This is a genomic window from Sporosarcina sp. P1 (assembly GCF_002743155.1).
Classification (GTDB): domain Bacteria; phylum Bacillota; class Bacilli; order Bacillales_A; family Planococcaceae; genus Sporosarcina; species Sporosarcina ureae_B.
On sequence record NZ_PDYS01000001.1, the window covers coordinates 415399 to 434309 of the forward strand.

21 protein-coding genes are annotated in these 18911 nt (G+C 41.8%); 18 read left to right on the top strand and 3 right to left on the bottom strand.

Annotated features, from left to right (window positions below; translation table 11 throughout):
- The first annotated feature begins 2 nt into the window (after window positions 1-2).
- The 10 genes from yqeH (at window position 3) to CSV73_RS02125 (ending at window position 8054) form a co-directional block, all read left to right on the top strand.
- Window positions 3-1103: a ribosome biogenesis GTPase YqeH gene (gene yqeH, locus CSV73_RS02080; protein ID WP_199092907.1), complete on the top strand. Its 1101-nt coding sequence runs from the start codon at window positions 3-5 to the stop codon at window positions 1101-1103.
- Window positions 1104-1125: 22 nt separating this feature from the next.
- A complete protein-coding gene (gene aroE, locus CSV73_RS02085; RefSeq protein ID WP_099626489.1) occupies window positions 1126-1947 on the top strand; it encodes a shikimate dehydrogenase in 822 nt (273 codons plus the stop codon).
- Between the two features lie 2 nt (window positions 1948-1949).
- A complete protein-coding gene (yhbY, locus tag CSV73_RS02090; protein WP_085133475.1) occupies window positions 1950-2240 on the top strand; it encodes a ribosome assembly RNA-binding protein YhbY in 291 nt (96 codons plus the stop codon).
- Window positions 2241-2250: 10 nt separating this feature from the next.
- A complete protein-coding gene (locus CSV73_RS02095; RefSeq protein WP_085133476.1) occupies window positions 2251-2829 on the top strand; it encodes a nicotinate-nucleotide adenylyltransferase in 579 nt (192 codons plus the stop codon).
- Window positions 2810-3382, top strand: a complete 573-nt coding sequence (gene yqeK / locus CSV73_RS02100) for a bis(5'-nucleosyl)-tetraphosphatase (symmetrical) YqeK (RefSeq protein WP_099626490.1) — start codon at window positions 2810-2812, stop codon at window positions 3380-3382. Before CSV73_RS02095 ends, yqeK begins: the two co-directional genes overlap by 20 nt.
- A 3-nt stretch (window positions 3383-3385) precedes the next feature.
- Window positions 3386-3730, top strand: coding sequence for a ribosome silencing factor (gene rsfS / locus CSV73_RS02105; RefSeq protein ID WP_085133478.1), 345 nt, complete (start codon window positions 3386-3388; stop codon window positions 3728-3730).
- Window positions 3727-4467 (top strand): class I SAM-dependent DNA methyltransferase, encoded by a 741-nt coding sequence (locus CSV73_RS02110; protein WP_099626491.1) that lies wholly within the window; start codon window positions 3727-3729, stop codon window positions 4465-4467. Before rsfS ends, CSV73_RS02110 begins: the two co-directional genes overlap by 4 nt.
- Window positions 4468-4535: 68 nt before the next feature.
- Entirely contained in the window at window positions 4536-5198 is a 663-nt protein-coding gene (locus tag CSV73_RS02115) for a helix-hairpin-helix domain-containing protein (RefSeq protein ID WP_233191752.1), read from the top strand.
- 13 nt (window positions 5199-5211) lie between these two features.
- Complete coding sequence (locus CSV73_RS02120) at window positions 5212-5775, top strand: ComE operon protein 2 (RefSeq protein ID WP_085133481.1); 564 nt, start codon at window positions 5212-5214, stop codon at window positions 5773-5775.
- 17 nt (window positions 5776-5792) lie between these two features.
- Complete coding sequence (locus tag CSV73_RS02125; RefSeq protein ID WP_099626492.1) at window positions 5793-8054, top strand: DNA internalization-related competence protein ComEC/Rec2; 2262 nt, start codon at window positions 5793-5795, stop codon at window positions 8052-8054.
- 59 nt (window positions 8055-8113) lie between these two features.
- Here the strand turns inward: CSV73_RS02125 and CSV73_RS02130 are convergent, their stop codons facing one another.
- On the bottom strand, window positions 8114-8248 hold the full coding sequence (locus CSV73_RS02130) for a YqzM family protein (RefSeq protein WP_029054667.1): 135 nt from the start codon (window positions 8246-8248) through the stop codon (window positions 8114-8116).
- Window positions 8249-8419: 171 nt separating this feature from the next.
- Window positions 8420-8584, bottom strand: a complete 165-nt coding sequence (locus tag CSV73_RS16555; protein WP_198166036.1) for a hypothetical protein — start codon at window positions 8582-8584, stop codon at window positions 8420-8422.
- Window positions 8585-8686: 102 nt separating this feature from the next.
- On the opposite strand from CSV73_RS16555, the gene holA reads away from it, so the two are divergent.
- Window positions 8687-9694, top strand: a complete 1008-nt coding sequence (gene holA, locus CSV73_RS02135; RefSeq protein ID WP_099626493.1) for a DNA polymerase III subunit delta — start codon at window positions 8687-8689, stop codon at window positions 9692-9694.
- 50 nt (window positions 9695-9744) lie between these two features.
- On the opposite strand, the gene rpsT is transcribed toward holA, so the two are convergent.
- Window positions 9745-9996 (bottom strand): 30S ribosomal protein S20, encoded by a 252-nt coding sequence (gene rpsT, locus CSV73_RS02140; RefSeq protein ID WP_085133484.1) that lies wholly within the window; start codon window positions 9994-9996, stop codon window positions 9745-9747.
- Window positions 9997-10190: 194 nt separating this feature from the next.
- Between rpsT and gpr the strand changes: the two genes are divergently transcribed.
- From gpr to dnaK, 7 genes are all read left to right on the top strand, one after another.
- Window positions 10191-11228: a GPR endopeptidase gene (gene gpr / locus CSV73_RS02145; protein WP_099626494.1), complete on the top strand. Its 1038-nt coding sequence runs from the start codon at window positions 10191-10193 to the stop codon at window positions 11226-11228.
- A 53-nt stretch (window positions 11229-11281) separates the two neighbouring features.
- Entirely contained in the window at window positions 11282-12082 is an 801-nt protein-coding gene (gene spoIIP, locus CSV73_RS02150; RefSeq protein ID WP_233191751.1) for a stage II sporulation protein P, read from the top strand.
- Window positions 12083-12165: 83 nt separating this feature from the next.
- The gene (gene lepA / locus CSV73_RS02155; RefSeq protein ID WP_085133486.1) at window positions 12166-13989 is read left to right on the top strand and encodes a translation elongation factor 4; all 1824 of its coding nucleotides are present in this window, start codon (window positions 12166-12168) and stop codon (window positions 13987-13989) included.
- Between the two features lie 72 nt (window positions 13990-14061).
- The gene (gene hemW / locus CSV73_RS02160) at window positions 14062-15201 is read left to right on the top strand and encodes a radical SAM family heme chaperone HemW (protein ID WP_099626495.1); all 1140 of its coding nucleotides are present in this window, start codon (window positions 14062-14064) and stop codon (window positions 15199-15201) included.
- A 90-nt stretch (window positions 15202-15291) separates the two neighbouring features.
- Window positions 15292-16347 carry a heat-inducible transcriptional repressor HrcA gene (gene hrcA, locus CSV73_RS02165; protein WP_085133488.1) on the top strand — a complete coding sequence of 352 codons (1056 nt, stop codon included), beginning with the start codon at window positions 15292-15294 and terminating at the stop codon, window positions 16345-16347.
- On the top strand, window positions 16344-16925 hold the full coding sequence (gene grpE, locus CSV73_RS02170; RefSeq protein ID WP_085133489.1) for a nucleotide exchange factor GrpE: 582 nt from the start codon (window positions 16344-16346) through the stop codon (window positions 16923-16925). The genes hrcA and grpE overlap by 4 nt, the downstream gene beginning before the upstream one ends.
- Window positions 16926-16963: 38 nt before the next feature.
- Entirely contained in the window at window positions 16964-18799 is a 1836-nt protein-coding gene (dnaK, locus tag CSV73_RS02175; protein WP_085133490.1) for a molecular chaperone DnaK, read from the top strand.
- Window positions 18800-18911 lie beyond the last annotated feature (112 nt).

Genomic DNA, 18911 nt, shown 5'->3' on the forward strand with positions numbered 1-18911 from the left:
ATTTGGAATTGATCAAGTGTATTGGATGCGGAATCACGATCCAAACGACGGATAAAACAATGGAAGGCTATGCGCCACCAGCTTCATTAGAAAAAGAAGATGTCATATGTCAACGTTGTTTTAAATTACGAAACTATAATGAATTACAGCCAGTATCCCTATCAGGAGATGACTTTCTAGCGATTTTAAACGGAATCGGTGAAAAACAAGGCCTGATCGTGAAAGTGGTGGATATCTTTGATTTCAACGGTAGTTGGATCAATGGCTTGCATCGCTTTGTAGGCAAGAAAGATATATTATTAATTGGCAACAAGGCAGATATCCTTCCGAAAGCGATTAATCCGCAACGTGTGAAAAATTGGATGAAGACAGAAGCTGCAAAGCTAGGTCTGAAACCAATTGACGTATTGCTTGTGTCAGCTGTAAAAGGCAACGGCATGAGTGAAGCACTCGACGCGATTGAGAAATATCGTAAGGGTAAAGATGTCTATGTAGTTGGCTGTACGAATGTAGGGAAATCTACGTTCATTAACCGTATCATCAAAGATGCCACAGGAATGGAAGATGTAATTACGACGTCTTATTTCCCGGGAACAACTCTTGATGTAGTGGAAATTCCATTGGATGACGGAAAAATGCTGATGGATACACCAGGGATTATCAACGATCATCAAATGGCTCATCACTTGGATCCACATGATTTGAAGTTGATTACACCGAAGAAAGAACTGAAGCCGAAAGTCTATCAGCTGAATGCTGAACAGACATTATTCATTGGCGGACTTGCACGTTTTGACTTCATTCAAGGTGGTCGCTCATCTTTCAACATTTATGCAGCAAATGGTTTGCCAGTTCACCGGACGAAGTTGGAAAATGCCGATGAGTTGTACAAAAACCATCTCGGTGACATGCTATCTCCGCCGGGACCTGCATCACTTGAAAAGTTGCCGTCACTTGTACGTCATGAATTTTCGATTAAGGACGCAAAGACGGACTTAGTAATTTCAGGCCTTGGTTGGATTACGATTCAACACGCTGATGTACAAGTGGCTGTACATGCGCCAAAAGGTGTGAATGTCGAAATCAGACCTTCATTGATTTAAGAGGGACAGGAGGAAAGACCAAATGAAAAAATGGTATGCGGTTATAGGCGATCCCATCGCGCAATCGATGTCACCGGTCATGCATGATCAGTGGTTTAAAGAAAACGCTTTGGACGCAACGTATATACCGATTCATGCAACAGTGGGAAGTTTAGAACAAACGATAAACAGCTTGCGTTCACTTGGATGCTCCGGCTTCAATGTGACAGTACCCCATAAGCAGGCGATTCTTCCTTTCCTCGACGAAGTGGACGAGTCAGCAACGGTTATGAATGCGGTCAACACAGTTTATCAAACAGAGGATGGTAAACTACTCGGTGCCAATACGGATGGAGCGGGGTTCGTGAAATCGCTAGAAGAGTTTTCAGATTCAGTGAATGGCTCGGTATTACTTATTGGAGCTGGCGGTGCGGCTAGAGGCATCGCCTTCGCGTTGCAGTCAGCTGGCTATGGGCCTCTTTATTTCACGAATCGGACCGCTTCAAGAGCTGCAGAACTAGCGACAGATATGATGGATGGTCATGCGCTTTCTATTGAAGACGCTGAAGCTCGTCTTGGCGAGTTTGGACTTGTAGTACAAACGACATCTGTCGGTATGAACTTTGCACAAGAAGGACTACCGCTCGATCCAAAGAATGTCGCAGACGGTGCAGTAGTAGCGGACATAATTTACAATCCGCTTGAAACAGAATTTTTACGACAAGCAAAACAAGCAGGCGCCAAGACGATGAACGGTATAGGAATGTTCGTCCATCAAGGTGCTCTCGCTTTTGAAAAGTGGACAGGCGTCTATCCTGACACAAAAAAGATGAACGATATGATTACAATGAAAGTTGGCGGGTAAACATGTTAACAGGTAAACAAAAAAGATTTTTACGCAGCGAAGCACATCATTTGGATGCATTATTCCAAATTGGGAAAAGTGGTTTGACTGACGCAATTCTCGTGCAAATTGACGAAGCACTCGAAGCACGTGAATTACTTAAAGTGAGTGTCCTTCAAAATTGCGATGAAGATAAAAAGGAAATTGCTGAAAAGATTGGTGCGTACAAAGGTATTCACGTAGTCCAAATCATCGGTAGCACAATTGTTTTATACAGAGAATCGACAGAGAAGAAACGCATACAATTACCGTAAGGAGAATCAGATGAAACAAATCGGCATTTTGGGCGGAACTTTCAATCCGCCACATACTGGACATTTATTGATTGCCAATGAAGTGCGCTATGCACTACAGTTAGATGAAGTATGGTTGATGCCTACTGCCGTTGCGCCACACAAGATTGCGACAGGTGATGCGTCGGCTGAGCAGCGCCTGCAAATGGTGAAACTAGCAGTAGATGAAGTGGAAGGTTTGCGTGCGTCATCATTTGAAATTGAGCGTGGCGGAGTATCTTTTACATATGATACGATGTCGCAGTTAATACAAAATGAAACAGATGTTCATTTTCATTTCATTATTGGCGGAGATATGATTGATCAGTTACCGACATGGTACCGAATTGAGGATTTACTCGAAATGGTTACGTTTATCGGTGTAAAACGTCCAGGTGCTGATAACGCTTCTGCAATCCCGGTACAATTGGTAGAAACACCACAACTTGATTTGTCATCCACATTGATCCGCCAACGTTTTGTAGAAGGTGGAACCGTGCAACTTTTGATTCCCCCGGCTGTCGAAGCTTACATTCGAGAGGAGAGATTATATGGATCTTCAACAAGTTAGAAATGACCTAGAACAACGATTACCGAAAGCGCGTTATGAACACGTACTGCGAGTCACGGAAACAGCTATGAAATTAGCTGAAGAGATGGGTGTGTCAGTAGAAAAGGCTGAAATTGCCGGTCTCTTCCATGATTACGCCAAGTTTATGGATAAAGATGAATTACTCGAATTACTAAAACGGGACGAAGAGTATGACCTCTATGCACAGTATCACTCCGAATTGTGGCATGCCCCGGTTGGCGCTATGCTTGCGAAAGAGCGGTATGGCGTAGAAGATCAAGATATCTTGCAAGCCATCCGTTTTCATACGACGGGACGTTCGAAAATGAGTGATTTGGAGAAAGTGATCTATATCGCTGATTTAATCGAACCAGGAAGAAAATTTCCGGGTATCGAAGAGCTACGCCAACGTATTGATGGAGAAACGCTGGAAGATCAAATGACAGAATGCATCCAGCATACATTTAAATTTTTAGTTCAGCGATACGCAGTCATTTTTCCACATTCATTTGACTGCTATAATGAACATGTACGTAGAAGAAAGGAACAGTGAAATATGCCAACATTATTAGAATTAGCTTATGAAGCAGTAGATAGTAAGAAAGCGGAAGACATCGTAGTATTAAACATGGAGGGCATTTCACTAATTGCTGATCAATTCATCATTTGTCATGCTAACTCTGAACGACAAGTACAAGCCATCGCGCGTGAAGTGGCAGATGTGGCTTCAAAAGAAGGGTACACAGTGAAACGTTTGGAAGGATTCGATGCGGGTCGTTGGATTTTAGTAGATCTTCTGGATGTAGTCGTTCATGTATTCCACAGAGACGAACGCGGATTCTATAACTTGGAAAAGCTATGGGGAGACGCACAACTACTAAACGTTGAGGATGAAGTATGAGCTCATCCTATTCAGCGTTCGCATCAATTTATGACGAACTAATGAATGATATTCCGTATGACGCCTATGTCGAGTTACTCGATTTGGCGTCTGCTGGCGTTTCAGGGAAAAAGGTATTGGATATAGGGTGCGGAACCGGTTTGCTTTCTGCGAAACTCGCGAAAAAAGGGGCATATGTAACTGCTATTGATCTTTCCGCTGATATGCTGGAGGTCGCTTCACATCGTGCACAGTCCCTTTCTCTAGATATTCAGTTTATCGAACAACCTATGCAGCGACTAGAAGTAGAAGGTACATTTGATGCCGCCATCATCGCAATCGATTCACTGAATTATGTAATCCAACAGCAAGATGTCGTGGAGACGTTCCGACGAATTTATGGAGCGCTTGCTAGAGGTGGCGTGTTGCTATTTGATGTGCATTCATTATGTAAGATGGATGAGATCTTTCTTGAAGGGCCTTTTGTTTTTGATAATCGACGTATTGCGTATATATGGCAGACGGCTCCTGGAGATGAGAATCACTCCATTTATTCCGAGCTGGCGTTTTTCGTAAAACAAGAAGATCATTCCTATCAACGTTTTGATGAAGTACATATGCAACGATCGTTTGCAGTACCGGAATATGTTCAAATGCTGGAAGAAGTTGGATTCCACATTGAAAGAATTTTTGCAGATTGGGAAGATGAAGCACCCGAAGAAGAGAGCGAAAGAATATTCTTTCAAGTTCGAAAATAGGGCTACCATAGTAATTCGGAATCGGGTATAGTTAATAGGACTCCATACGGTGCTGAAAGAAAGGATGGTTGCTTATCCGTTCATTCCTTACCGAAAAATGGCGTACATTGATCATTCCTATTGCAGCATTCGCTGTACTATCCACCGTTTTGTTCTTTCCCCCAAGACCGGATCAACTTTCCGAAGAACGTGGACAATCCCTATTTGAACCAATTGAATCTATTGAAATCGCTGAACAAAATAAAGAACTGGAAGCACCTGTTGAATTAGTCGCTGAAGCGGTCTCTGTTACTATTCTCGTAGACGTTAAAGGCGCTGTGAAACATCCTGGACTGTATTCGATGCAAGATGGCGATCGCTTGCTTGATGCGGTCGACAAAGCAGGAGGCTACACAGAGGCCGCTGATACCAGGCTATTGAATCACGCTCAAAGACTGCAAGATGAATCTGTCGTCTATGTACCGATCGCAGGAGAAGAGCCTCCCGTATACGAGCAGCCGGCTACAGCGTCATCCTCATCAACGGACAGTTCCACTTCAAAAGTCAATATCAATACTGCGAATGAAAGTGATTTTCAGACGCTTCCTGGCATTGGCCCGGCAAAAGCTATGGCGATTGTCCAATACCGTGAAGAGCATGGACCTTTTTCGCAATTGGATGGAATAAAGAATGTGTCAGGTATTGGTGACAAAACATTTGAAAAATTAGAACCAAATATTATTCTTAATTGATGGAGGCAACCGTATGGAGCGAATTACTTGGGATCAGTTCTTCATGGCGCAAAGTCATTTGCTGGCGATGCGCAGTACATGCACACGACTCTCGGTAGGTTCCATTTTAGTACGCGATCAACGCATTATTGCTGGCGGCTACAATGGTTCGATATCGGGCGGAGACCATTGTATTGAACATGACTGTTATGTCGTGGATAATCACTGTGTTCGAACGATACACTCGGAAATGAACGCATTATTGCAATGTGCTAAATACGGCATACCGGTTGCGAAAGCAACCATTTATGTCACACACTTCCCGTGTTTACAGTGTAGTAAAGCATTGATTCAGGCGGGGATTGAACGCGTTAAATATGCGGAAGATTATCGGAACAGCGAGTATGCACTCGAGCTATTTGCTCAAGCAGGTGTAGAGATTGAAAAAGTGCCTTTTGATGAGCGTTCGATTGACTTCGCTAGTGAAGAGAAATTTTCATTATTCAACGAGATGTTGACTAAAATGCAGGAACTTGGCGCTGAACCTGAAGAACTGGATGCCCTTTTGCAAAGGGTGAATCATTTATTTGGCAATTAATCCGATCGATACGTTGGATGTATATAGCGATTCCTGTTGCGATTTCTGCGTTTGCAGCTGAGCTTTCAGGATCGCTTTTATTTTTGAATGCATTATTCCTCATACCGTTCTACTTTTTACGCAAAGATTATTTACACCTCCTTCTTTGCACACTTCTTGCAAGTCTCTCTTTTTTCTATTTCTCGAGTCAATCCACAACTCTTCCTGACGCTTCGGTCGTGACATTTCATTGGAAAGATCAAGTGAAAATCGATGGTGCTAAAGTGAAAGGTTTCGCTACACTGACTGATGGCACAATCGTCTATATGATGTATTCATTTCCTTCTGAAGTGCAAAAAAGTCAATTTCAATCTGCACGATTAGCGACCTATCAGTTCACGGCTGAAGTAGAGCCAAAAGAATTGGAACCGGCAGCTCATGATTATTCGTTCGATATGGCACGCTATTTACGAATGAATGGCGCGGCGGGAGTTCTAGAAGCCACTCGTATAACCTCGAGCGTACCACTCGCCACAATTCGTTCACGACTCTCTCACTACCGCTCTACAATCAAACAACATATTCACGACCGATTTCCACCCTCACTTGTTACAGAAGCTGAAGCGTTATTGATTGGTGACCGTTCGGGGATGGATCGTATCTTGCAGAAAGAGTATCAGACGCTTGGTATTACGCATCTCTTTGCGATATCTGGGTTGCATGTCGGTTTATTAACGTTTTTCTTTCGAGCTATTTTGCTACGTATCGGTTTCCGCAAAGAATGGGTGACCTACGGATTACTCATGTTTTTACCAATCTACGCATGTATTGCAGGTGGAGCACCGTCTGTCTGGCGTGCGGTGACGGTGACAATGATTGTATTGCTTGCTGTTTCAGGAAATTTTAAATTGCGCCTAGATGATGCACTTGCTATAAGTGCATTATTTTTTATCGTAATGCAACCATATATCGTCTTTCAACCGGGATTTCAGCTATCGTATTTAGCTGCATTTTCTTTATTGTATTCGTCAGCTATTCTTAGCCAAGCGAAAAATGGAATGGTCGTTTCGTTCCTTGTTACTGTCATCACGCAAGTCGCGCTTTATCCTATTTTGCTATATCACTTCTACGAGTTGTCGATTTCTTCTTTTATTGCGAATTTGTTCTATGTTCCGTTGTATTCTATATTTATTTTGCCTGCTAATTTACTGTTGCTGATTTGTACGTACGTAGCACCACCATTGGAAACTTTCCTATTCATTATTTATGAACCCGTGAGGCAATGGATTGGTAGTATGACGACATGGTTTGCTTCGTTCCCCTACCAAATGTGGACACCCGGACAACCGGATGGGGTTGGGGCAGCGCTTGCCGTCATTGGTATTCTCATCTTCCTTGTCTGTCTGGAAAGGAAGAAGTTCGTCGTGTTCGGTCTTATTTGCTTACTACTCCCAGCACTCTATCTGGAAATTAAGCCGATGCTTCATCGTGATGTGGTCATTTCCTATATAGATGTCGGGCAAGGGGATAGCACGATAATCGAAATGCCTTATCGTAAAGCGGTGTATGTGATAGATACAGGTGGAGTGGTCCGCTTTGGCGAAACGGACTGGAAAACATCCAAGCAGCCTTTTGAAATCGGACGAAATATTGTCGTGCCCTACTTAAAAGCAAAAGGGATCATGAAAATTGACCGGCTGATCATATCCCATGCCGATTTGGATCATATGGAGGGTGCCGACGAAGTCTTGGAAGAGTTAAAAGTACAGGAAATTCATTTGTCGCCTGGAAGTGAACAAGAGAATGCAATGGAGGAAATGTTGCCACTGGCAAAAAAACAGAGCATTTCAGTGCAATTAGTCGGAGAAGGCATGAATTGGAAAATAGGAGACTATCAATTCCAATATGTAGCACCTGAAGAGCGTATATATGACGGTAATGATAGTTCATTAGTACTTGTGATGAAGGAAAAAGACCTTCATTTCATCTTTCCAGGAGATCTCGAAAAAGAGGGGGAGCAACGATTTTTAGAAAGATATATGGCCGCAGATTTTCAACGAGTCGTACTAAAAGCCGGCCATCATGGAAGTAAGACGTCGAGTACGGAGCCGTTTATTCGTTTTCTTAAGCCGGAGTTTATTATTGTATCAGCAGGGAGGAATAGTCCATACGGGCATCCGCATGCAGAAGTGACTGACCGTTTCCGTGAACATAGCATTCCGTTTTGGTCAACTGCTGAACAAGGAACTATTGAATTACGTGTGAAAGACGGAGTGTATACTGCCACTTCAAGTCGATAGAAAAATAAATAGACACATCCGCCAGTTTGGTGGATGTGTCTATTTTATACAACAGTTGATTAGAGAGCGACGATATCGATGATCGTAGCAACAACAAAAATTGCAGAAAAACCGATAAACGCTACTATAAAGCCGATGCCACTGTCAATCGCATCATTACGTTTGGATTGGACATCATGTTCAAATTCATTCATTGCTACACCTCCTAATTCCATACTAAGTATAGATGAAAGTGAAAGAAAAATCCATTAAAATCGCAGTTTTTAGGAGTTGCAACGTATGTTGACACAAATTGTTCATAGAGTAAGTATGTTGTAAGTTACAAGAGCGGAGTTGCTTATAGCAAACTCCACCTCATCTTAGAATTAATAATATTTGTCCTTTTCTGCTGTCTCCCGATGGTTCGGAGTCATCGGTTCCTGTTTCGGCGCTAAATGTTCGAGTTCTGTTAACTCAAGTGATATTTCCTCTTTCTCTACAGGCTTCGAATTTTTATGAGAATTTGTTTTTAGACGCTCAGACTTTTTCATTAAAAAACCTCCTTTACATGCTAGTATGGAGAAAGGGTTGATTTTCATGTATAGTTATCACAGGTTTTTATTAGCAAGCAATCGGTAATTGAGGTGAAAAAAGTGATTACAAAAATTTGGAGTCAAATTGAAAAAGGTGATGTGCAACCAGTTTATCTACTAACAGGCACAGAGCAGCACTTATTGGACGAAACGATTAAGAAATTAATCAAAGCAATCCCAGGTATGACAACTTCTGAAGTGAATCGTTTTGATTTAGAAGAGATTCCCATCCAAGCCGTACTTGAAGTGGCGAATGAATTTCCATTTTTAGTCGACCATAAATTAATCGTCGCAAAAAACTGTTCATTCTTGAAAGCGACGGATCAATCGAAGGAAAAGCAGAACCATCAACTAGAACTATTGGAAAAATGGCTTGAAAATCCATCACCTACTGCTACCGTAGTTTTCGTGGCACCATATGAAAAATTAGATGCGCGGAAGAAAATTACGAAAAAAATAAAAAAGCATGCAGTTATTGTAGAAGCGGTTGCTTTACAAGGGCAAGATGTATCCACGTGGGTTATGCAGCAAGGTAAGGATAAAGGTATTGAATTCGATAAAAAGACAGCTGAATTTCTTATGGAGATGTCTGGAACCGACTTACTGACATTGTCGACAGAAGTGGACAAGCTCGCTGGCTACTTAGCGTTTAAAGGTACGGTGGATACGAATACGATTGAGCAATTAGTAGCCAGGACACCTGAGATGGATGTATTCCGCCTAACAGATTCATTCGTCAACAATAAACGAGCGGAATCAATCGCGGTCTATCATGATTTATTACGTAATGGTGAAGAGCCAATCATGCTGGCATCACTCGTTGCGAGTCAAGTACGTTTAATGATTCATGTGACGAATTTACGTAAAAAGGGTTATCAGCAACAACAAATTGCTACAACGCTTCGGATCCACCCGTATCGTGTTAAATTGATGATGCAACGTCAGCTACCTCCTTTGCAAGTGTTGCTGAAAGCGTTGGATGATTTAGCGACTATTGATCTGCAACTTAAAACAACGAGTGGTAACCGTCAGCGTAAATTGGAATTATTTTTAATGAATGGATTATAAGAACGCAAAAAAAGACTGCCGTCACGAAGAGGCAGTCTTTTAACATATCATTATTGAGCTTTTTTAGTTAGACGTGATTTTTGACGAGCAGCAGTGTTTCTTGGGATAAGACCTTTACGGGCAGCAGTATCCAATTGTTTCACAGCATCTCTCAAAAGTTCTTCAGCGTTCTCTTCTTTATTAATAAGAGCCGCATCCGCTTTACGGATTGCAGTACGCATAGAAGCTTTTACGTGAGAGTTTTGCTCGTTAGCAGCAGCACTTTGCTTCACGCGTTTAATAGCACCTTTAATGTTTGGCATTTCATTCACCTCCAGCTTTCAGGTAAGGCAAGAGTGTTTCCACAATCATCCGGATATCTCTTTACAACAAGCATAATTTTATCAAAGCTACCGCCAGATTGCAAGAAAAAAAGTAAAGTGATTCAACTTTACAGTAATCTATTTGAGAATAAACACCGATAAATTGCACAAACTTACTAGTAGAGGTGAAGAAAATGAGCAAAATCAACTATTACCGCACAGATTTAATTGATGAAAGTGATGAGTTTGTCAGACATCAGACCGAGCAAGAAGAAAAAAAATTGAAGGAAATGTCCGGAATATGTGTCGAAGAACAAACAATCGGTCGAATTAAGGCGACAACTGTAAAAGTGACAGCGGAAGGGGAAGAAGAAATCGGAAAAGCGAAAGGTACATATATTACGCTGACGATTCCGACACTTGCTGTTCACGAAATTGATGAGCTCCAAGCATTATGTGAACTTGTGGTGGAAAAAATGGACACATTGATTAAAGAAAAGTTACCGGGTGACGTGAAAAAAGTATTGTGTGTCGGTCTCGGCAACCGAGAGATTACACCAGACGCTGTTGGACCCGCCGTTATGGATTATGTGAAGGAAGTTATACCAGATTATTACGAAGCAGACGAGAGCGGTGTAATGGTGTATGCGCCGGGTGTAACCATTCAGACTGGTTTGGAAACTGCTTCATTCGTTAAAGCGATTGTGGATCAAAGTAAGCCCGATTTATTGCTGGTCGTCGATGCGCTTGCTGCAAGGAGTAGCGCAAGGCTTTGCCGCACGGTTCAGCTGACGGATACCGGTATTCATCCTGGTTCAGGTGTAGGGAACAGCCGCAAAGAGTTATCGGAAAAAAGTCTTGGTATCCCTGTGATTGCAATAGGTGTACCAACAGTAGTGGACGGACCTGTATTGGTGGCAGATGCTATCGATACGATGTTCGGCTATATTGCAGCTAGAATAGAAGAAGAGAGTATGCCTTCGTCTAAACTTTCAACGGGTCGTTTCCCCCAACGTTCAACAAAAGATGCGGATCGTACAGCGCTTGGCCCTATATTTGGTGATTGGTCATCGTGGACGCATGAAGAACGAATCCAATTATTTGAAGAAGTACTGACAAATCAGGAGTTGGCGACATTTATTTCTCCAAAAGAAATTGATTCATGGGTGGCAAATTACGCAATTGCATTATCCTCTTCATTAATTACCTGGATTCACAAAGTAAATGCATGAACTAGTCATTGACCTTTTTTCTTCCGCATAGTGTGGAAGATGGAGGGATTACTATGAAAAAAACTTTGCAAATCTGGATGAGCGTTATTTTTGTATTGTTCATCTTTCCTGTTGTATTGCAGTACATTCCCAAACAGCCAACCATTTCCACTGCCCTCTCGTTAAAGGAACCGAGCACAATTGTCTACGCATCCAATGTGTTGGAAGAAGATATTCGACCGAAGACAGAAGGAAATGTGTTGATTTATTCGACTCACTCACATGAAGCGTATGAACCTATTACGCAAGCGGCGAATGGAAAAGTGGCGGTATCTCATCATTCTGAGAATATTTTAAAAGTGGGCGAGAGGCTAAAAGAGAATTTAATTTCACATGGCCTTGCAGCAGAACAGCTCGATATCGATATTGTGAAAATCATGCAACAAAAGAAGATACCGTATCATCGCTCTTATGCTGCGATTAGACCCTATGTGGAAAAGAAGGTTAACGAGCAATCTTATGACTTAGTCATCGACATGCATAGAGATTCGCTAGGGCCTTCAAAAACGACGATAACACACGCCGGTCAACGCTATGCAAAAGTAGCATTTGTAATTGGAAGAGACCACCCGTATTACGAACGGAACCTGGCCAAAGCAAAACAATTGAAAAACGAGATGGAAAAATTAGTGCCTGGCATTACACGGGAGATCATTATTAAAGGTGGACGTGGTGTCGATGGTAAATACAATCAAGATCTAAATACAAGCATCATTTTACTCGAAATGGGTGGGGTGGGTAATACAGAAATGGAGATCAACCAAACGATCTCTGTTATTGGTGAATCTGTTTCTGCTATGATGATTGTGCAATAATCTTTCAAATATTGAAGTCTGAACCGTTCACTGCTATAATTCAAGTAGCTTAAATAGGTACGTACATGTAGGAGTGAACAGTGATGAATCAAGAGCAGAGAGCAGCACGTCAAAAAAACATTCGAAATTTTTCTATCATTGCCCATATCGACCACGGGAAATCAACGCTGGCGGATCGGATATTAGAAAAAACAGAAATAGTGAAAACACGTAACATGAAGGCCCAATCATTGGATTCGATGGACTTGGAACGTGAACGCGGTATCACCATTAAATTGAATGCCGTTCAGTTAGTCTATACAGCATTGAATGGTGAAGACTATACATTCCATTTAATCGATACACCAGGACACGTAGACTTCACATATGAAGTATCAAGAAGTTTAGCTGCTTGTGAAGGGGCTATTCTTGTAGTAGATTCTGCGCAAGGCATCGAAGCGCAAACATTGGCGAACGTTTATCTGGCGTTAGACAATGATTTAGAAATATTACCTGTTATTAATAAAATCGACCTCCCGGCAGCGGATCCGGATCGTGTGAAAAGAGAAATTGAAGATGTGATTGGATTAGATGCATCTGAAGCAGTTTTAGCTTCTGCGAAAGCGGGAATTGGAATTGATGAAATCTTAGAACAGATCGTAGAAAAAGTGCCAGCACCTCAAGGAGATCCGGAAGCGCCATTGAAAGCGTTGATCTTTGACTCTCACTATGATCAATATAAAGGTGTTATTGTCAATATTCGTATCGTAGAAGGAAAAGTAAAGCCTGGCGATATGATTCGCATGATGGCAACAGGTAAAGAATTTGAAGTACTGGAACTAGGTGTTTTCACTCCAAGTATTTCTCCACGTGACGAATTGACAGTTGGAGATGTAGGATTCTTATCTGCTTCCATTAAAACGGTAGGCGATACTCAAGTGGGGGATACGATAACACTTGTCAATGATCCTGCAGAGGAAGCATTGCCAGGTTACCGTCGTATGAATCCGATGGTGTTCTGTGGACTGTATCCAATCGATACATCCAAATACAACGATTTGCGTGAAGCGCTTGAAAAGCTCGAACTGAATGATTCTGCACTTGAATATGAGCCAGAGACATCTCAAGCGTTAGGCTTCGGTTACCGTTGTGGTTTCCTTGGACTGTTGCATATGGAGATCATTCAAGAACGAATCGAACGTGAATTCAACATCGACTTGATCACGACAGCGCCGAGCGTTATTTATAAAGTAAACTTAACGGATGGTTCGACGATGAACGTCGATAACCCGTCGATGATGCCTAGTGCACAAAAAGTAGACTTTGTTGAAGAACCATATGTTAAAGCTTCCATTATGGTACCGAATGATTACGTAGGATCCGTCATGGAGCTCTGTCAGCGTAAACGCGGAGATTTCATGACAATGGATTATATGGACGCATCCCGTGTCAATATCATATATGAACTGCCATTAGCTGAAATTGTTTATGACTTCTTTGACCAATTAAAGTCTAGTACAAAAGGGTACGCCTCCCTAGATTATGAATTGATTGGCTATAAGCGATCGAAACTCGTTAAGATGGACATTTTGTTAAACGGGGAAACTGTCGATGCGTTGAGCTTTATCGTGCACAATGACTTTAGCTACGAACGTGGGAAGGCAATCGTTGAAAAACTGAAGTCGTTAATTCCAAGACAACAGTTTGAGGTTCCTGTGCAAGCAGCAATCGGGCAGAAAATCGTTGCACGTTCAACTATCAAATCGATGGGGAAAAACGTTTTAGCAAAATGTTACGGTGGAGATATTTCTCGTAAGCGTAAACTGCTTGAGAAACAAAAAGAAGGTAAGAAAAAGATGAAGCAAGTAGGCTCAGTGGAAGTTCCACAAGAAGCATTCATGGCGGTTTTGAAGATGGATGAAGATTAATTAAATTCAGCGAAAAGGGGGCAAATCGCCCTCTTTTTGCCGTTTACATACTTACACAAAGGAAGTGACTGCATGCGGGGAGTGTATATCCATATACCGTTTTGCCAGCAAATTTGTCATTATTGCGATTTCAATAAAGTATTTCTAAAAAACCAACCAGTCGATCAATACATCGAATCGATTGGCAAAGAGTTTTATTATATGAAAGAAGCGGGTTATTCTTTTGATGAAGTGGAAACCGTTTTCTTAGGCGGTGGCACACCGACAGCACTCAACATCGCCCAGCTCGACCGGTTACTGACGATCGTTTCACAGTATATCGATGTCGAGGCATTGAAGGAATTTACAACGGAAGCAAATCCGGATGATTTATCGGAAGGGCAACTTTCTATATTGAAGGAAAAAGGTGTGAATCGCTTGTCTATCGGTGTGCAAACCTTCAACGACCGATTACTGAAACAAATTGGACGCACGCATTCCAATGAAGACGTAGAGAAAGTTATTAAGGCTGCGCGTAAAGTTGGCTTTGAAAACATTAGTATCGATTTAATGTACAGCTTACCAACTCAGACAGTGAAGGAGTGGGAAGAAACACTCGATCGTGCATTAGCGCTTGACCTGCCTCATTATTCCGCCTATTCATTAATCGTGGAACCGAAAACGGTTTTTTACAATCGCATGGTCAAAGGGAAACTACCGTTACCGGGGGAGGATATTGAAGCAGAAATGTTCTCCATGGTGATCGAACGCATGAATGCGGCAGGCCGCGATCAATATGAAATCAGTAATTTTGCAAAAACTGATCATCCTTCGTTTCATAATCTGATTTATTGGGAAAACTCTCACTATGCAGGTATTGGTGCAGGTGCGCACGGTTATATAGGAAAAGAACGTTATGCGAACGTCGGACCGTTAACACATTACATTAATCTATTGGAGGAAGGGAAGCTACCTCGTAAAGAAGTACACGAAGTAACTCTTGCTGAATCAATGGAAGAAGAAATGTTTCTAGGTTTACGAATCATTGAGGGAGTTTCGATGCGAGAATTCGAGCAGAAATTTCAGCGGCCGATTGATAAAGTATTCAGCAAACCGATAGAAAAAATGCAACAGCAAGGGCTTCTAGAAATGGATGGAGACCATCTTCGCTTGACTAGAAAAGGTGTTTTTCAAGGGAATTCGGTATTTCAGGAATTTTTATTAGGAGATTGAGTTTGATTCGTTGACATATAAAATAGAATTTGATAAATTATGAGTAGTATTAGCACTCGAGGTTAATGAGTGCTAACAGGAGTGATGATCATGTTGACAAACAGACAATTGCTCATACTACAATTGACAGTGAAAGATTTCATCGAGTCTGCACAACCGGTTGGTTCCAGACAACTGTCGAAAAAGCCGGAAGCGCCATTTAGTTCGGCAACAATTCGGAATGACATGGCGGATCTGGAGGATATGGGTTATTTAGAAAAGACTCACACATCATCTGGAAGAGTGCCTTCCGAAAAAGGCTATCGGTTCTTTGTGGACCATTTATTGCAACCACAAGCTCTAGGCCTGGAGGACAGCTTGCAGTTGCGTACAGTGTTTCAGGAGAGAGTTGGAGAGTCGGAAGAATTAATTCGGAAATCCGCAACCATTCTATCTGACTTGACGAATTATACGTCCATCCTACTTGGACCTGACACATCTACACATGCCGTGAAGAAATTCTCTATTGTTCCATTAGATCAACAACGAGCAGTGGCGATTATCGTAACTGATAACGGACATGTGGAAAATCGGATTTTTGATGTTCCACCTGGTCTTACTGCTTCGGAAATTGAGAAGACGGTAAATATTTTAAATGACCGCCTAATCGGCACATCGCTTGTGCAGTTGCAACAAAAATTGCAACTCGAAGCGAAGTATGTTTTTGAACAGCATATTCACCAAGCTGAACAATTATTCAGCTCCTTGCAACAAGCAATGGCAGTGGAGCCGGAAGAGCGATTGTATTTTGGTGGGAAATTGAATATGTGGAAACAACCGGAATTTCACGACTTCCAGAAGATGCAATCATTTTTTGAGTTGATAGAGAAAGGCAATCCTGCCATGGGGCTTTTCCAAAAAAACGAACAAGGTATTCAAGTTCGGATTGGTTCTGAAAATAATGTGATTGATATGGAAGACTATAGCGTGATTACTTCCACGTACTCGGCAGGAGAGAATATGGAAGGTTCCATCGCAATTATCGGTCCGAAGCGGATGGATTACGGAAGAGTCATTACATTGCTCGATATACTAAGCAGTGATTTATCTTCTGCACTTCATCGGTTAACCATCGGAAAAGACGGGAACGGGAGGCAAGACAAGTGAAAGAAAACCAAGAGTTTGAAGAGCAACTAGATGAAAATCTTTCCGAAAATGAGCTAGAGCAAACGGAAGCGACAGAACAGCAAGATGTTGAAGAAGTCGTCGAAGAGCTCACTAGAGAACAAGAACTTGAGAAAAAAATAGATGAATTAACGAAAGCTCTTGAAGAAGAAGAGGGTAAGAAATTACGCGTATTGGCAGACATGGAAAACGTTAAGAGACGAGCTTCACTCGACTATCAAACGTTGCAAACATACCGTGCGCAAAACGTACTGGTTAATGTGTTGCCTGTACTGGATAACTTTGAACGCGCACTTTCTGTTGAAGCAAAAGAGGAAGAGACGAAAGCACTTTTAACAGGGATGGAAATGGTCTACCGTTCATTAGTAGAAGCTTTGAAATCTGATGGATTGGAAGAAATCGAAGCCCTTGATCAAGAATTTGATCCGAACTTCCATCAGGCAGTGATGACAGGCAATGAAGAAGATAAAGATTCTGGAATTGTTTTGGAAGAACTGCAAAAAGGATATAAACTTAAAGAACGTGTACTACGACCGTCAATGGTTAAAGTAAACGAATAAAAAATTACAGCATTCACATTATAGGAGGAAAATTACACATGAGTAAAATTATCGGTATTGACTTAGGAACAACAAACTCGGTAGTAGCAGTATATGAAGGCGGAGAAGCGAAAGTAATTCCGAACCCTGAAGGTAACAGAACTTCACCATCTGTTGTGGCATTCAAAAATGGCGAACGTCAAGTAGGAGAAGTAGCTAAACGTCAATCCATCACAAACCCTAACACAATTATGTCTGTTAAGAGACATATGGGTACGGATTATAAAGTAGAAGTGGATGGCCAAGAATATTCTCCACAAGAAGTTTCTGCTATGATCCTTCAATACATGAAGGGCTATGCTGAAGAATACTTAGGCGAAAAAGTAACGAAGGCTGTAATTACAGTTCCTGCGTACTTTAACGATGCACAGCGTCAAGCAACAAAAGATGCTGGTAAAATCGCTGGTCTTGAAGTAGAGCGTATCATCAACGAGCCAACAGCAGCAGCACTTGCTTATGGTTTGGATAAAACAGAAGAAGATCAAACTATCTTAGTATATGACCTAGGTGGCGGTACGTTTGACGTATCCATTCTTGAGCTTGGTGACGGAGTATTCCAAGTGCGTTCAACAGCAGGTGACAATAAACTTGGTGGAGACGACTTTGATGATATCATTATGGATTACTTGGTACAGGAATTCCGTAAAGAGAACTCCATTGATCTTTCTAAAGACAAAATGGCTATGCAACGTTTGAAAGATGCAGCTGAAAAAGCGAAGAAAGACTTGTCTGGTGTAACGTCTACTTCAATCTCTCTTCCATTCATCACAGCTGGAGAAGCAGGCCCATTACACATGGAAATCACATTAACTCGCGGTAAATTCGATGAGTTGACTGCAAACCTAGTAGAACGTTCTATGATTCCAACTCGTCAAGCATTAAAAGATGCAGATCTATCAGCATCTGACATCGACCGTGTCATCTTAGTTGGTGGTTCTACACGTATTCCAGCAGTACAAGAAGCAATTAAAAATGTAACAGGCAAAGAGCCATTCAAAGGCGTAAACCCAGATGAAGTAGTGGCAATGGGGGCAGCAGTTCAAGGTTCCATCCTAACTGGAGACGTAAAAGACGTTGTACTTCTTGACGTAACACCTCTATCATTAGGTATCGAAACAATGGGCTCTGTTTTCACAAAACTAATCGACCGCAACACGACAATCCCTACAAGTAAATCACAAGTGTTCTCTACAGCAGCTGACAACCAGCCAGCAGTAGATATCCATGTATTGCAAGGTGAGCGTCCGATGGCAACTGACAATAAAACATTAGGTCGTTTCCAATTGACGGATATTCCACCAGCACCACGGGGTGTACCACAAATCGAAGTAACATTCGACATCGACAAAAACGGTATCGTAAATGTTAAAGCGAAAGATATGGGTACACAGAAAGAACAGAACATCACGATCCAATCTAGCTCAGGCCTTTCTGATGAGGAGATCGATCAAATGGTTAAAGATGCAGAAGCGCACGCTGAAGAAGATAAAAAGCGTAAAGAAGAAGCAGAACTTCGCAACGAAGCGGATCAGCTAGTATTTATGGCTGAAAAGACACTTAAAGATATAGAAGGAAAAGTGGATGAAGCGGAAGTGAAAGAAGCAGAAGCGGCGTTGGAAGAATTGAAAGCTGCTAATGAATCTGGAGACCTTGATCAAATTCGTACGAAGAAAGAAAAACTTGACGAATTAGTCCAAGCTCTATCTGTAAAACTATATGAGCAAGCTGCTGCAGAAGCACAAGCTGCTCAAGGCGACGCACAACCAGGTCAAGAAGACGACGGTGTAGTGGATGCAGATTTCGAAGAAGTAGAAGACGACAAAGACAATAAATAAGTAAATTGAAATAGCTATTGACGGAAAAGTCAAAGTCCGAAATTCCGGCTTTGACTTTTTCGTTTGTTAACTTAACAAAATTCAATATCAACGTGTTACAATGGACAACAGG

Excerpts from the sequence above, each read along its gene's own strand:
- CSV73_RS02120 (WP_085133481.1), top strand. The coding sequence starts at position 5,212 with ATGGAGCGAATTACTTGGGATCAGTTCTTCATGGCGCAAAGTCATTTG.
- CSV73_RS02110 (WP_099626491.1), top strand. The coding sequence starts at position 3,727 with ATGAGCTCATCCTATTCAGCGTTCGCATCAATTTATGACGAACTAATG.
- hrcA (WP_085133488.1), top strand. The coding sequence starts at position 15,292 with ATGTTGACAAACAGACAATTGCTCATACTACAATTGACAGTGAAAGAT.
- aroE (WP_099626489.1), top strand. The coding sequence starts at position 1,126 with ATGAAAAAATGGTATGCGGTTATAGGCGATCCCATCGCGCAATCGATG.
- CSV73_RS02095 (WP_085133476.1), top strand. The coding sequence starts at position 2,251 with ATGAAACAAATCGGCATTTTGGGCGGAACTTTCAATCCGCCACATACT.
- spoIIP (WP_233191751.1), top strand. The coding sequence starts at position 11,282 with ATGAAAAAAACTTTGCAAATCTGGATGAGCGTTATTTTTGTATTGTTC.
- CSV73_RS02125 (WP_099626492.1), top strand. The coding sequence starts at position 5,793 with ATGTATATAGCGATTCCTGTTGCGATTTCTGCGTTTGCAGCTGAGCTT.
- dnaK (WP_085133490.1), top strand. The coding sequence starts at position 16,964 with ATGAGTAAAATTATCGGTATTGACTTAGGAACAACAAACTCGGTAGTA.
- rpsT (WP_085133484.1), bottom strand. The coding sequence starts at position 9,996 with ATGCCAAACATTAAAGGTGCTATTAAACGCGTGAAGCAAAGTGCTGCT.
- yqeK (WP_099626490.1), top strand. The coding sequence starts at position 2,810 with ATGGATCTTCAACAAGTTAGAAATGACCTAGAACAACGATTACCGAAA.
- yhbY (WP_085133475.1), top strand. The coding sequence starts at position 1,950 with ATGTTAACAGGTAAACAAAAAAGATTTTTACGCAGCGAAGCACATCAT.
- hemW (WP_099626495.1), top strand. The coding sequence starts at position 14,062 with ATGCGGGGAGTGTATATCCATATACCGTTTTGCCAGCAAATTTGTCAT.
- lepA (WP_085133486.1), top strand. The coding sequence starts at position 12,166 with ATGAATCAAGAGCAGAGAGCAGCACGTCAAAAAAACATTCGAAATTTT.
- CSV73_RS02130 (WP_029054667.1), bottom strand. The coding sequence starts at position 8,248 with ATGAATGAATTTGAACATGATGTCCAATCCAAACGTAATGATGCGATT.
- gpr (WP_099626494.1), top strand. The coding sequence starts at position 10,191 with ATGAGCAAAATCAACTATTACCGCACAGATTTAATTGATGAAAGTGAT.
- CSV73_RS16555 (WP_198166036.1), bottom strand. The coding sequence starts at position 8,584 with ATGAAAAAGTCTGAGCGTCTAAAAACAAATTCTCATAAAAATTCGAAG.
- rsfS (WP_085133478.1), top strand. The coding sequence starts at position 3,386 with ATGCCAACATTATTAGAATTAGCTTATGAAGCAGTAGATAGTAAGAAA.